Source organism: Leptospira ryugenii, assembly GCF_003114855.1.
Taxonomy (GTDB): Bacteria; Spirochaetota; Leptospiria; order Leptospirales; family Leptospiraceae; genus Leptospira_A; species Leptospira_A ryugenii.
Genome location: NZ_BFBB01000003.1, coordinates 414,451 through 428,446 on the forward strand (window position 1 = coordinate 414,451; position 13,996 = coordinate 428,446).

General features: G+C 41.8%; 13 protein-coding genes. 4 read left to right on the forward strand and 9 right to left on the reverse strand.

Annotated features, from left to right (window positions below; translation table 11 throughout):
• Positions 1 to 184: 184 nt before the first annotated feature.
• The 4 genes from flaA1 to DI060_RS06370 all read right to left on the reverse strand — a co-directional run bounded on the left by flaA1 (position 185) and on the right by DI060_RS06370 (position 2,755).
• Positions 185 to 1,159: a flagellar filament outer layer protein FlaA1 gene (gene flaA1 / locus DI060_RS06355; protein ID WP_108974883.1), complete on the reverse strand. Its 975-nt coding sequence runs from the start codon at positions 1,157 to 1,159 to the stop codon at positions 185 to 187.
• Positions 1,160 to 1,180: 21 nt separating this feature from the next.
• Positions 1,181 to 1,894 (reverse strand): flagellar filament outer layer protein FlaA2, encoded by a 714-nt coding sequence (gene flaA2 / locus DI060_RS06360; RefSeq protein ID WP_108974885.1) that lies wholly within the window; start codon positions 1,892 to 1,894, stop codon positions 1,181 to 1,183.
• A gap of 21 nt (positions 1,895 to 1,915) precedes the next feature.
• Entirely contained in the window at positions 1,916 to 2,140 is a 225-nt protein-coding gene (locus DI060_RS06365) for a DNA-binding protein (protein WP_108975683.1), read from the reverse strand.
• A 144-nt stretch (positions 2,141 to 2,284) separates the two neighbouring features.
• Positions 2,285 to 2,755, reverse strand: coding sequence for a cyclic nucleotide-binding domain-containing protein (locus DI060_RS06370; protein ID WP_108974887.1), 471 nt, complete (start codon positions 2,753 to 2,755; stop codon positions 2,285 to 2,287).
• Positions 2,756 to 2,951: 196 nt separating this feature from the next.
• Here DI060_RS06370 and DI060_RS06375 point away from each other — a divergent pair, with 196 nt between their 5' ends.
• Positions 2,952 to 3,572, forward strand: coding sequence for a response regulator (locus DI060_RS06375; protein ID WP_108974889.1), 621 nt, complete (start codon positions 2,952 to 2,954; stop codon positions 3,570 to 3,572).
• On the opposite strand, the gene DI060_RS06380 is transcribed toward DI060_RS06375, so the two are convergent.
• Positions 3,569 to 5,974, reverse strand: coding sequence for a hybrid sensor histidine kinase/response regulator (locus tag DI060_RS06380; protein ID WP_108974891.1), 2,406 nt, complete (start codon positions 5,972 to 5,974; stop codon positions 3,569 to 3,571). The genes DI060_RS06375 and DI060_RS06380 overlap by 4 nt on opposite strands.
• Positions 5,975 to 6,115: 141 nt before the next feature.
• On the opposite strand from DI060_RS06380, the gene DI060_RS06385 reads away from it, so the two are divergent.
• From DI060_RS06385 to groL, 3 genes are all read left to right on the forward strand, one after another.
• On the forward strand, positions 6,116 to 7,711 hold the full coding sequence (locus DI060_RS06385; RefSeq protein WP_108974893.1) for a helicase HerA-like domain-containing protein: 1,596 nt from the start codon (positions 6,116 to 6,118) through the stop codon (positions 7,709 to 7,711).
• Between the two features lie 128 nt (positions 7,712 to 7,839).
• The gene (gene groES / locus DI060_RS06390; protein WP_108974895.1) at positions 7,840 to 8,130 is read left to right on the forward strand and encodes a co-chaperone GroES; all 291 of its coding nucleotides are present in this window, start codon (positions 7,840 to 7,842) and stop codon (positions 8,128 to 8,130) included.
• Between the two features lie 21 nt (positions 8,131 to 8,151).
• Entirely contained in the window at positions 8,152 to 9,801 is a 1,650-nt protein-coding gene (gene groL, locus DI060_RS06395) for a chaperonin GroEL (protein ID WP_108974897.1), read from the forward strand.
• A gap of 78 nt (positions 9,802 to 9,879) precedes the next feature.
• Here groL and DI060_RS06400 read toward each other — a convergent pair whose 3' ends face one another.
• The 4 genes from DI060_RS06400 to DI060_RS06415 form a co-directional block, all read right to left on the reverse strand.
• Positions 9,880 to 11,670 (reverse strand): PP2C family protein-serine/threonine phosphatase, encoded by a 1,791-nt coding sequence (locus tag DI060_RS06400; protein WP_167836935.1) that lies wholly within the window; start codon positions 11,668 to 11,670, stop codon positions 9,880 to 9,882.
• A gap of 101 nt (positions 11,671 to 11,771) precedes the next feature.
• A complete protein-coding gene (locus DI060_RS06405) occupies positions 11,772 to 12,152 on the reverse strand; it encodes a peptide chain release factor family protein (RefSeq protein ID WP_108974901.1) in 381 nt (126 codons plus the stop codon).
• Positions 12,153 to 12,187: 35 nt separating this feature from the next.
• Positions 12,188 to 12,880 carry a hypothetical protein gene (locus DI060_RS06410; RefSeq protein ID WP_108974903.1) on the reverse strand — a complete coding sequence of 231 codons (693 nt, stop codon included), beginning with the start codon at positions 12,878 to 12,880 and terminating at the stop codon, positions 12,188 to 12,190.
• A 48-nt stretch (positions 12,881 to 12,928) separates the two neighbouring features.
• Positions 12,929 to 13,981 (reverse strand): Mrp/NBP35 family ATP-binding protein, encoded by a 1,053-nt coding sequence (locus tag DI060_RS06415; protein ID WP_108974905.1) that lies wholly within the window; start codon positions 13,979 to 13,981, stop codon positions 12,929 to 12,931.
• Positions 13,982 to 13,996 lie beyond the last annotated feature (15 nt).

Here is a 13,996-nt window from a genome sequence, read left to right on the forward strand (position 1 = left end):
CTCCCTCTTCGAATTTCCTATGAAGGGTTGTCAATGTTCCAAACGTTGTTACGGTAAATTTAGCGATGAATCCGCAAAAAGAACAGTCCTAGTGCTAAAATCCTGTGATTACGTGTTCTTGTAAAGTACAAAAAACCCGGCCAATTGACCGGGTTTTGTACGGTTTTAGGAGTGAACCGTGGTTTTATTTGCCTTGTTGGCCACCGCAGTCGCGAACCTTCGCACCTGTGGAGATGGCACCAGATTTTTGGAGCATTTGTTCCAACTTAATTTTGTTTTTACAATCTTCTTCATCGAAATCTAGGTTGGCTCCATCGAAGTGGACTTCAAAGGTATCAGCCAAAACTCTTAGCTCGTCAAAGAAAAGGTATACTGTCTCACTTCCGGTCTTCGGTGTAGAACGTACCTTAAACTGTTTGAACACAAGGTTACGTGTGGCAGGGAAGGCACCTGCTTCTTGTGGAATCCCTGGAGGGATGTTCACTTGGAGAGGTCTCCAACCAACGAAGTCCAAAGAGCCAAATTGGAAGATATGGCTATTGCCATTATAATCCTCTAACCAGCCTTCTAACTCGTATTCGTTTCCTCTGCCCAAAACCCAAATCGAAACTGCTTTTACGTTTCCTGGAGTTTCGATACCGTAGATCTTGTCGAATTTCTTTTGGTTGTTGTCATCGATATAGGGCCTTGGTCGAGTGATCTCATATTCTGGAATTTTAGGAGGACGGATTGTCACAACATTATAGCCAGGGTAAGTAAATTGAAATTTCACACCTAAAACTTTCGCACTACCTGGATCTACGTTTTTCACGTCAGTCGGTTTACCAGGAACGAGCTTCACTTCTCGCATCACCAAAGGAGACTTCACTGGGTCATTCAACACAGGGCTATATTTATTGTTCTCATCGAACTTCATGTCGCCTGTTCCGTCTTTGTTGACACCGTCTTTGTCAGTAGACACTTCCCAACCGTATGGTGCGGCTGCTGGAGGGTTGTCCCAAGACTCGATGGTGATGGCTTTGAGTTCCATAGCAGCGATGTCATTTCCGTTCGCTGTTTGAACCCCACTATCCACTCGGTATTGCGCCTGCGCAAATCCCAAAAGTGAGATAGAGATAAGGGTTCCGATTGCAAGGATTGTAAGTTTTTTATTTTCCATAATGGATGCCTATTTCTCCTTTTACCAATTGTCCTTGATCTCAGATCCAGGGTATTTGGATTCTGAACGATCTGCACGCACTTGAAGGTCATCTACATAAAAGTAGAATTCACCCGCAACTTCATGAGTATCTGAAGTTACAAAAAGGGAGACAAAATGTAAGTTTTTGTCCAAAAGCGCAAAACGAGTGCTTTGTGGGATGTATCCTGGAATGGTTGCGGTTAATTTTCTCCAACCAAAAAAATCCAATTTACCCATTCTAACATTGTGAGTATTGTCTTTGTAATCACGAAATTTTGCAAAGAGTGTATGTCGGTATTTTCTACCCAACACCCAAACAGAGATTTGTCTTACTTTTCCTTTGATGATATATTCATGTGGAGGATAAAGTTCCACTCGATCAAAACCTTTTGTGGAAAAAAATGTTTTCACACCCAATATATGGTTCTTTTCGATTTTATCCCCGCCATTGTCTGGCACGGTTTTTTCATCAAAAACGTCTTTGATTAGTCCTCTTTGAACGAGTTTAAGCGTTCTCGTTTCTCCAAGCGGAGTTGTCGATTTGACTCTCCAATCTTCAGACTCTTCAAAATCATCTAAAATGATTTTTCTGAGTGGACTATCCTCATCGTTCGCTGCCGCTTGTTGACCGCCAGGACCTTCCGCCTGTGCATACAACAAACCTATCGAAAGGAAGAGGCCTAACATTAGTTTGGTCATTCCTATTTTCCCCATGAAACTCACTCCTAAATGGCTCTAAACCGGGTCCTTGGTAATATCATTATCGGATATTTGGCTTTTGAATTTATACAAGATTTCGATCATTCGATCGATTCCTTCAGCAGGAAGAAAAATCGAGGACTTCTTACTGTTCGACCACTCCGACACCTTCAGGTAAAAGCCAGCTTGGTTTTTCTTTAAATCCACGAGAAAGGTCTTATTTTGGGTAACGATCTTCTCGGTTAGGATTTCGGGGTCCACCATGCATTCCTTCTCCCTGCCTAAAGCAATTATCGGCCAACTGAGCCTATTCCTTAGCCAGATTCATAAGAATCGGAAAAAGGAGGGGTTTTTTTCCATAAGCTCAGTCGTTCCGATCAAACATAGTGCACTCGGAAGCGAAAGTTAGGCAAATCGTTTTCTAAGTTCACGCGCATAGGTCAAATCGTGGGTCAATTTGCGTAGGCGTTTGATGTAGTAGTGTGTGACTTCTTTGTAGAATTTGGTCTCCATGGTTTGGTTTTTTTGGAACATTTCTAGGAGATCTTGGTAGCGGAGCTCATAGAGTTCTGAATTTTCTTTCGCTTCTACCTTTGCGGAGCGTTTTTCGCCATCAAAAAAAGGCAATTCTCCGAAATGATCCCCCTGCCCCAATGTCACCAAGTTCACATCATCTCCTTGGTTGGTCGCAGTGGAAATCTGGAGGGTTCCATACTTCACGATGAACATGGACTGGGCTTCCTCTCCTATGTCATAGAGAACATTTCTGGGGGGAAGGTGGACTTCGGTGACTTTTTCTGCAATATGCAACAATTCATCCTGGTTTAAGGTACGGAAGAGATAGATTTGTTTAAGGCTCTCTACTTTAGGATTCATTCAAACTCCTGGCTACCTAGAGAACCATGTTATGATTTCTCCTTTTGGCAAGAGAAAAACCAAACATAGGAAGGCAGCTATTTCTGTACATTTTGTGGCAGTTCCGCAGAAAAAATCGTAGAAGTACTATGAATGCCTGTGATACTACGTCAATGTACGTATCTGGCAAGGCTGAAAGGGGCTAGAGGGAACTGGAATGACACAGAAAAAAACAGTAATTTTGGTAGAGGACCATGCAGTCACACGAGTTGGTGTGAAACACGTAGTAAATTCTTCCAATGATTTCGAGGTTGTAGGCGAAGCAGAACATGCCTCTCAAATTGAACCCTTGCTAAAAGATAAAAACCCTGATTTTATGTTACTCGATCTACGAGTGCCTGGGGAAAATGTTTTGAATATGGTGAAGGATTGGAAAAAGTCTTTCCCAAATCTTAAAGTTGTCACATTAACCATGCTAGATGAACAAACCGTAGTTCATTCTGCCATTGAAGCTGGTGTAGATGGTTATCTACTCAAATCAGATGATCTGTCTAGTCTCACAAAAAATTTGGATGAGATTGCGCAAGGGAAAACGGTATATTCTAAAAATCTAAAATTATCCTTCAACCGAAAGACCCAAGATGGTAAAGTGGCCAACAAAAAAGAAAAACAAATACTTTCCCTATTGGGCCAAGGTAAAACTTACCAAGAGATCGGTGATGACATCGGCTTATCAAAACGAACAGTTGAATACCATGTGGGCCGCCTAAAAGACCGCTTCAATGCAAAAACGGTAGCTGAGTTGATTGGTAGAGCCAAAGAACAAATGCTAATCTAAAGAAATCCGAGGAGTCTCTTGATCTCCAAAAACAATCTCTCATCAGAGACAGTTTTTTTCAAAAATGAATCTCCTCCGATTTTTAAAAGATCTTCTTCTAATTTTTTTCCTGTCTTTGGGTCATTTTGAGAACTAGAGAGCATTAAAGATTTGATCTCTACCATATCAGGGTTGGCATAAAGCTCTGTTAAAAATGTTAATCCATCTTTTTCTGGCATGGAAAAATCAACAATTACCAGATCGGGCCGAAGTTTAGGGATAGATTGTAAAGCATGGTCTGCGTATTCTTCCTCCCAAATCACAACTGGTAAATTTTTCAATATCTTTCTAACTTGGCTACGATAGCCTGGATTGTCATCTAACACGAGTACAACTCGATCGTAATTTGGTAACATAAAGGTAAAATGACTACCTTTTCCTTCCAAAGAATGAGCAACGAGTAAACCACCATGTCGATCACTCACTTCTTTACAAAAGGCAAGGCCAACCCCTGCTCCGAACTCATCTGCAGTCCCTTTTCTGACATAGACGAATCCTTCTTCAAAGATTCGTTCCGCCCAATCTTCAGGAAATCCGATACCTTGGTCGATGATGCTCAGATTCCAGTGTTGGTTGATTTCTTTTGCGCGGATTTCTATAGAAGAGCCTGGGTGGCTGAACTTTATTGCATTGGTAAGGAAATTCCAAAGTAAGTGTTGGATTAGATGAGGATCACCAATCGCAACGGCTGAGTCTGGGATATCCATTTGTAAGCGCAGGTTCTTTGTATCAAGTAAACTCTTTGCCTTTTCTTTTAGGCTCTCAAAAACAAGATTGAAATCAAACAATTGGTAGTCAGGAAAGATTGTAGCATTCTGAAAGCGTGAGTATTGGATCAAATCCTCCACCATGGAAAGAAGGTTTTTTAAGCCAATGGACGCATCGTTTAGTACTTGTTTTGTTTTGTCAGGACTAAGGCTTGGAGGTGACTCTGTTAAAAGATTTACAACCGATGAAATTCCAAAGAGTGGAGAACGGATATCATGGGAAACAATTGAGATAAACTTATCCTTCATCTCGCTTGCCTTTTCTGCTTTTTCTTTCTCCTTTCTCAACTCAATCGTCTTCCAATCGACTTCATTTCTTAAATTTGTAGTGAGGTATTCGGCCGTCTCCCAGGCGTACGAATTTCGATTGGCTATTTCATAGGCCAAACAGATAGAATAGAAGGTAAATGCAAATTCAGTCAGGAAGGGAAGTTCCCAGCGATAGAGAAAGACTAATGAATCATATACGGTTGTCGCAAGGATAACGGTAGTTCCCAAAAGAAATACAATCCCGGTGTGTCGTGTGTCTCTGTTTCGAATGATACGATAGATCCCCCGATATGACGTCACCAATAAAACCATCATATAAACTTGAGTGATATATAAAAATTTTGTGTAAACTGAATAAGGAGAAAACAGTGTCACAAGTAAAATCAAAACAAGAGGAACGATAAGAATATTGCGTGTCCTCGGTTTGAAATGTGGGGAAAAGAAATGATAAAAAAAGTTAACCGCAAAAATTTGCAATAGGATGAAAGTCAAATACTCCAAACGAATTTGCAGCATCTCCATAAAGTCTGATGGCATAAACCAATCTCGCGTTACACGTTCAAACAAAGCGATGCGCAGAAACCACATAAAGCACATGATTGCATAAAACAGTGTGAACATATCTCTGCGCCGATGTAGGTAGAGAACGAGATGGTAAAGAGAAAGCAAAAAAAAGACTCCTAAGAAAAAGAATTTCTTTCTCTCCTTGGTCCTTAAAAAAACAAGAGTTAGTTCTGGGCTTCCTAATATAGGGCTGTAATAAGGCCCTCCTCTAGAATACAAGTGATTGGAAACGACGAGATATAAGGCGGAACTCGGAAAAACACGGAAACTTCTGGCAGACTCGCCGTAATAACCGATGGATCCTTCTTTTGTTAGAGACAAAGTACCTGATCCACCTAATTCTACGAGACCTCTTTCCTTACTATAGGCATACAGGCGATAGGCGGAAGATGCCTCTTTAAGATAGATCATCAAATTGCCTGGGAGGTCCACATCCAATTTGAGTCGGTAGGTCACACAACCATGAGGAGGAAGGTTTTGGTCGATCCAATACCCTGGGATTTTCAGTGGTATCGGCACTTCTTTTTCGAGAGCCAAAAAGTCTTCTTCTGTTTCTGCTAACTTTCCAGGAAAAGCATGCCAAATGCCTTCGAGAGGGAATGGGTTAATCTCTTCTAATTTACGGTCTTTGAGTCCGAGGACCCCTACTTCCGAAAATGTAGGCCTCTCTTTGGGGATAGGAGTTTCGCGGCAAGCGAATAGGGCAACAAAGGCAAACATGCTTATGATACTGAACTTGCGACCCAAGGCAACGAACCTCATTGTTTTTACGTAGTTTCCCTAGGACGTAGCGTCCTATGTTTCGGGGAATTGGCAAGTTTTAATTTATGGAAGACATTCTTGCTCCAAAGGTAGAGCATGGGGCAAAACTAAACCGGAAAGGAACCCCAACAAGATAGATATATGGCAAAACAAGACAAAGCGAAGTTTCTGGAAGCGATCCAAAGTGCTTATCCCAATTCAGATTCTACACTCTATTTAGGCGCAGGCGTTCATGAGGGAAAGACCATTCCAGAAGCGAAGGTAGCCATCCCCCTTTCCACTTTAAATCGACACGGATTGATAGCCGGGGCTACCGGTACAGGAAAAACGAAAACCTTACAAGTACTATGTGAATCTCTTTCCGTATCTGGTGTTCCCGTTTTACTCATGGATATCAAAGGAGACCTTTCAGGCATTGCTAAAGAAGGATCCGATTCAGACATAATCAAGGAGCGTGCAAAGTCCTTAGACTATGCTTGGAAACCAGAGGCCTTTCCCGTTGAATTATTGAGTTTATCAGGTGATAAGGGTGTGCGTCTAAAAGCAACCATCAGTGAATTTGGACCTGTTCTTCTCTCTCGTATCTTAAATCTCAATGATACCCAACAAGGAGTACTTGCGCTTATCTTTAAGTATTGTGATGATTTAGGTATCCCTCTCCTTGATTTAAAAGATATCAAAAAAGCACTTCAATACCTAAGCAATGAGGGAAAAGAGGAGATCGAAAAAGAGTATGGAGCCATTTCCTCCAGCTCCACTGCTACTATTTTGCGAAAGATCATAGAATTGGAAGGCGAAGGCGGAGAAATTTTCTTTGGTGAACCGTCCTTTGAGGTGGAAGACTTAATCAAAAAAGATAATGATGGTAAAGGACAGATTAGCATCATTCGTCTAACAGAAATTCAATCAAAGCCCAGACTCTTCTCTACATTTATGTTAAGCCTACTGACAGAAATATATGCCAATTTCCCCGAAGAAGGAGATTTGAAGCAACCCAAACTAGCCTTATTCATTGACGAAGCTCATCTAGTGTTTGAAGAAGCATCCAAAGACCTAGTCAATCAGATTGAATCTATGGTGCGTCTCATACGCTCAAAAGGGGTAGCCGTATTTTTCTGTACGCAATCTCCTACCGACATTCCTTCGGACATCTTAGCACAGTTGGGATTAAAGATCCAACACGCCTTACGTGCGTTTACTGCCAATGACCGCAAAGCCATAAAAGAGGCCTCTGCGAATTACCCCGAAACAGATTTTTATGAGGTCGACAAGGAGATCACGGAGCTTGGGATCGGAGAGGCCTTTATCACTGCCTTAAATACAAAAGGGATACCAACGGCACTCGTGAGAACCATATTGAAGCCGCCTTCCTCTCGCATGGGAATTTTGGAACCCAAGGAAATCGCAGAGATTTTGGATGGATCTGACTTGGTCAAAAAGTATGCCAAAGATTTAGACAGGGAGTCTGCCTACGAAATTCTCTCGAAGAAAGTGGCTGAAATTGCAGACGGTGAAGAGAGTACGGAAGAGGAAAGCCAAGGCAAATCTACGAAAAAAGCCCGCCGCAAACAATTAGAAGAGGACCCAAGCTTTGTGGAAAAGCTTTCCAAAAACCCTTTGGCACGTGAAGTCGGAAGGACAGTTGCCAAGGAAGTGACAAGAGGCCTTTTAGGCATGTTGGGCATCCCTGCTGGCAAACGCACAAAACGAAAACGATCGGGGCTTTTTGGATTTTAGCACTCTCTAGCTGAAAGTGCTTGACTTTTTTCCCTTCTTTTTTACTTTGTACTTCAGGCTTAGCACTCACTCATTAGGTGTGCTAATCATTGAAATTCAATCTAGAACAAGAAGGAGACGAACCCCCTATGGCAACGATCAAACCGTTGGGAGATAGAGTTGTAATCGAGCCTAAATCAGAGGCAGAAGAGAAAATTGGATCCATCATCGTACCTGACACTGCAAAGGAAAAACCGCAAGAAGGCAAAGTGACTGCAGTCGGCCAAGGTCGTTACGAGGACGGCAAACTAGTCCCACTCGAAGTAAAAGTGGGCGATACCGTTCTTTACGGAAAGTATTCCGGAACCGAAATCAAACAAGGTGGCAAAGACTACCTAATCATCCGTGAGAATGACATTCTCGCAGTTGTTTCCAACTAATCTTAGGATAGGAGAATCAAAATGGCTAAAACAATAGAATTTGATGAATCAGCTCGGAGAAAACTTCTTAGTGGAGTCAACAAACTCGCTAATGCAGTTAAGGTAACTCTCGGACCAAAAGGCCGAAACGTAGTTATCGATAAAAAATTTGGAGCACCAACCATCACAAAAGATGGTGTCACTGTAGCGAAGGAAGTCGAACTTGAAGACCCTATTGAAAACATGGGTGCTCAGATGGTAAAAGAAGTCTCCACAAAAACCAACGACATCGCTGGTGACGGAACTACGACTGCGACTATCCTTGCACAAGCAATTGTAAACGAAGGATTGAAAAACGTAACTGCTGGTGCAAACCCTATGGCTTTGAAGCATGGGATCGATAAAGCAGTTAGCTGTGCTGTAGACGAAATCAAAAAACGTGCGATCAAAATCAATAGCAAAGCTGAATATGCGAATGTTGCGACAATCTCTGCTAACAATGACCCTGAGATCGGAAATTTGATTGCACAAGCTTTTGATAAAGTTGGAAAAGAAGGTGTCATCACTGTAGATGAAGCAAAATCCATCGAAACTACTTTGGATATCGTAGAAGGTATGCAATTTGATAGAGGATACATTTCTCCTTATATGGTGACTGATCCAGAATCTATGACTGCTACTTTTGCAGATCCTTTCATCTTGATCTACGACAAAAAAATCGCATCGATGAAAGACCTACTCCCAATTCTGGAAAAGATTGCTCAAGCGGGAAGACCACTTGTGATCATCGCGGAAGAAGTAGAAGGCGAAGCTCTCGCAACAATCGTTGTAAACACTCTCAGAAAAACAATCCAGTGTGTGGCTGTTAAAGCTCCTGGGTTTGGCGACAGAAGAAAAGCTATGTTGGAAGACATCGCTATCCTAACTGGCGGTCAAGTGATCTCCGAAGATTTGGGTATGAAGCTTGAAAACGCTGATGTTAAGATGTTGGGTCGTGCAAAAAAAATCGTAGTCGATAAAGAAAACACAACCATCATCGAAGGTTCTGGATCCTCCAAAGACATCCAAGGCCGCGTAAGCCAAATCAAAAAACAAATCGAAGACACTACTTCTGATTACGACAGAGAAAAACTCCAAGAACGTCTTGCTAAGTTAGCTGGCGGTGTTGCCGTTATCCACGTTGGTGCTGCTACAGAAGTCGAAATGAAAGAGAAAAAGGCTCGTGTTGAGGATGCTCTTTCTGCAACTCGTGCAGCTGTAGAAGAAGGTATTGTTCCTGGTGGTGGATTGACTCTTCTCCGTGCGCAAGAAGCTGTGAAAGCTCTAGACCTTACTGGGGATGAAAAAACAGGTGCAAGCATCGTTTTGAGAGCACTTGAAGAGCCTATCAGAATGATCACTAGCAACGCAGGTTTAGAAGGTTCTGTGATCGTAGAACAAGCTCGTGCCAAAAAAGGCAACGAAGGTTTTAACGCCCTTACAATGGTATGGGAAGATCTAATAAAAGCTGGAGTCGTAGATCCTGCGAAAGTAGTACGTTCTGCACTCCAAAATGCAGCTTCTATCGGTGCGATGATTCTCACGACAGAAGTTACAATCACTGACAAACCAGAACCTAAAGACGCTGGTGGCGGAATGCCAGGCGGAATGGGTGGTATGGGCGGAATGGGAGGCATGGGTGGAATGATGTAATTCGGGAAACCGAATCATCGAACAACTCATCCTTAGGATAAAAGTTCCAAAAAGCTCGGGAGTAATCCCGGGCTTTTTTTATTTTGGAATCCGAACAAAAAGAATCGTGATATCATCGTGAGGCAGACCCTCTAGCTGAATAACATCTTGGAATTGTTGTACCAGTGATTCTAAAGAAACTTGAGATTTATCTTGTAGAGTTCGTTTGAATATCGTTTTTAATTCTTCTAATCCAAACTCTTGGGATCCAACACCAGTCTCCTCTGTTAAACCATCCGTATAAAATAAAAAAGAATCCCCTGGATCAAAGGTAAACTCCTCTTCTAAATAGGTCAAACTCTCAAAAATACCCAATGGTTTGCCTTTTGGCTTAATTTCAAAAATTGTATCAGAATGATGGGAATAATGGAGAAACGAAGGATGACCTGCATTCGCTACTACTAGTTTGTGTTTCTCCATGTCGAAATAAAAATAAGCTGCTGTCGTAAATCTTCCATTAGATCGACTCACCAAATACTCGTTCATCGCCGATAAGAGAAATGATGGATTTTTCCAATGTATAAAGTTTTGAAAGAAAGAAAATTTCGAAAGAGAGGCTATGATAGAAGCACCCAATCCATGCCCGACTACATCGGCTATCAATATTCCATATTTTTTGTCACCCAATGCTTGAAGGTCATAAAAATCCCCACCAACTTCGTGAGACGGCTGGTAGTACACAGCAACTTCTAAATCTGTCCAGGCGGGAGCCTTGGGAGGCAAAATTGCATTTTGTATCCGAGCAGCAGTCACAATTTCTCTCTGCAGGGCTGCAAACTTTACCTCTGAATTTCTAAATACTTCTTCACCGTACAGAGACAATGAAACAACAAAAAGAAAGAAACCCCAAGGAGAAAGGCGGTTGATGGAGTTTATTTTCCCTAGCGTAGCCATTACATCATGAAGGTTAAACAATAATAATGCGATGCTTCCCAATACTAAAATCCAAGCTCGTGGCTTTTTGAGAAAGAATTCACCCAAAGAAACAAAAATCTGCATTAATAGAGAGGGAGCAACAACCCAAAGAAACGTCATAAAAGCTATGGGATATGTAATGACTTCAAAATGAGCCAAACAAAGAACCGAAGAACTGAATAAAAATTGAAATTGCCACAACATCCGAATGATATTGCCACGACCTAAACCAAAAAGTTTATCAAAGAAATAAAGACCCGTCACCGGGATGAAAAATAAGGAAAGAGTAAAAATATAGAAATTAGCATTGTAGGAATCATAGTAAAAATACCCCCAAAATCCAACTTGTGCCATGAAATGAATGCCTGAAACAAGGGAAAACAGTGTAAATGCTATGATAGCTCTTTTTTTTCTACGCAAATAGAGATAACTAGAAAAGATGCCAAGTGCAAAAAAGAAAAAACCTAGACTAGCAAAGATTTGGTTACGGTTTGCTACGGCTTTGTAGTTTTCGGACTGGGTGGCTACGATGGGGGCTTCCGTGAATCCCACTGGAAAATTTTTCTCTGCATAAAAAAATACAGAAAGTACCTTCCCTTCATCTTCAGGATTCAAGGGGATCACGGGGAAATAAGCCGTGTTGAATATAAAGTCATCGGAATTTTCTTTCGGTAAAAGTTGCCAGGTGATTTTTTTTTCATTCAAATAGACAGCCATAATCTTTCCACCGCCTCTAATGAATAGTGATGGATTGTCTACCGTATCAATACCTTGTATAACTCTTCTGGCATAGAGAACTTTGTCCGCATAACTCTGCATAGACATCCAAGGGATTTTATATTCTATAAAATCATTGTTTGTAAATACTGGTTCTTTTTCAAATCCAAGGAATTCCTCTCTTGAAATCCATTTCATCTGCCAGTCTTGCCGCCATTCAACTGCGTGAAAAGGTAATAGAAAGGGCATACAAGAATTTAAAAGCAAAAACAATGCTAGTGGGGTCTTTTGAATCAAATTCATTCTATGTTTCCAAGAGCTGCATACTTTTTTTTGGATCGTCTCTTTTGATCGTTTTTTCTCTTTTTCTTTCTGACAGCTTCCTTATTCCGTTTCATTTCTTCTGGTATTACTAAGGATTCGGCCAACTGATTGCAGAGCAAAGCTCTCGCTTTATATCGATTCAAAGCCTGTGTTCTATAGATGGAACATTGGATTTGGATACCCGAAGGCAAATGAACTAAACGAACGGCTGTGGACACTTTGTTCACATTCTGGCCACCATTCCCTGATGCTTTCACGAACGTTTCTTTCAGATCGGATTCTTGGATGTTAAGCCTCTCCATACTCTTTCGGAGTAGCTCCATTTTTGCGATGGAAACAGGGAAGATCAAAGCCATATAGACATAGCCTCCCTCATCCTACAAAGTTTGGTTTAAGATTGAGGCGACATGGATTCGATGGCAAGTATACGTCGCCGAAGATCCGATGCGTCTTCATAATTTTCGATTTGAATGGCGTTGAACTTTTGTATGTACAAACTCACCAATTCATCACCTAATTTTCCTGGAAAGGAGAGTGCTTTTTTAAAATTCTCAATGTCTAGCTGAGGGTGGTTGCTTTGGAAATGATCTACAATACGATCCATTTTCAGACGAGTTGCCTCTCTTGCAATGCCAGAACTGCTACGGTATTCCAAAGAAAGGTTGGCAAGGGCTTCTAGTGACTCATTCAGACCATCTAACTTCTCTACTTGGTTGGCCATTTTCTTTTCTTTGGCTTTGCAAAACTCAACATAGCGCATTACCATGGCATTGAACTGTTCCATCCTTTCTTGGATGTACTGGTTACCCAATTCTTTGTTGTCTGGCATTTGGAAATCCGGCAATTGGACAACATCATAAAGGTGAATGTTATCCGAGAGTACCTTCATCAGTTCTTCTTTGGAAGAGAGAGCAATTGGTGGGAAGGTCACAACAGGGAAGTTGTCCCCTATTTTTAGAAAGCTTACCACGACATTGGAAGCAATGATCTTACCACCAGGGGCAATTGGGTTTTCCCCAAAAACATGGCAATACGCAACTAGGTTGCCTGTCGGGTTTGGTTTAGATCCTCGTTCAAAATTCATAGTGTCTCTACTTAGACTAGCGGTAAGCTGGGAGGAAACAAGTGATTTTTAATCCGCATAGAGCGCGATTTGTTCCTCAAGGCCCTGGCTAATTTTGCTATATACTTCTCCCAAAACCCCTTTCGGTTCCTGGAGAAGTGCCGGTTTTCCAGAATCGCCTGCTTTCATCAACATTTCGGTCAATGGGACTTGGCCTAATTCGGGAACACCGATCTGCTTGGCTAATTGTGAGCCTCCGCCTTTTGAAAATAAATCCGTCACATGCCCACACTTTGGACAAGAAAAGCCAGACATGTTTTCAACTACGCCTAAGATCGGCACTTTGACTTGTTTGAACATCCCAGCCGCTCTCCCTGCATCCAAAACGGCCACATCCTGCGGAGTGGTAACGATGATAGCACCATCTAGGTCTATCAATTGTGCCAAAGAAAGCTGCACATCTCCCGTGCCTGGTGGTAGATCAATGAGAAGGTAATCTAATTCTCCCCAAACTACATCGTATAAGAACTGTTCGATGGCCTTTCCCAACATCGGCCCTCGCCATACAACGGGTTGGTCTTCAGTTACAAGAAAGGAAAAAGAAATCAATTTGATTCCATGTTTTTCGAGAGGGTAAATTTTATCTTCTTCTGACTTTAAGGCTACCCGACCATTCACTCCAAACATCTTTCCTAGAGATGGGCCATATATATCGGCATCCAAGATCCCAACCTTTTTCCCTTCAAGAGATAGAGCACTGGCAAGGTTTGCCGTTACGGTTGACTTCCCTACTCCGCCCTTTCCAGATCCAATGGCAATGACTCTTTTCACACCTGGGATGCGATTGCCATCTTCCATCTTCATGGTTTGGTCAACTTCAAACTTTATTTTGACCTTCCCTAGGCCTTCAATTTTGGATACTAGCTGTCTGGTTTGTGCTTCCAATCCTATTTGCAATCGCCTATCTTGATTGGGTGTTTTGATTGTGATTTCTAGACCATCAGCTTGTGGTTCAACCTTAGATACCATTCCTAAACTCACGATGTCTTTTTTCAATTCAGGGTGTTTCACCTGCATCAATTGCCTTTGCACTTGGTTGAGATCCAATTTTTTTTCCGACATGTATGTACCTTTCTA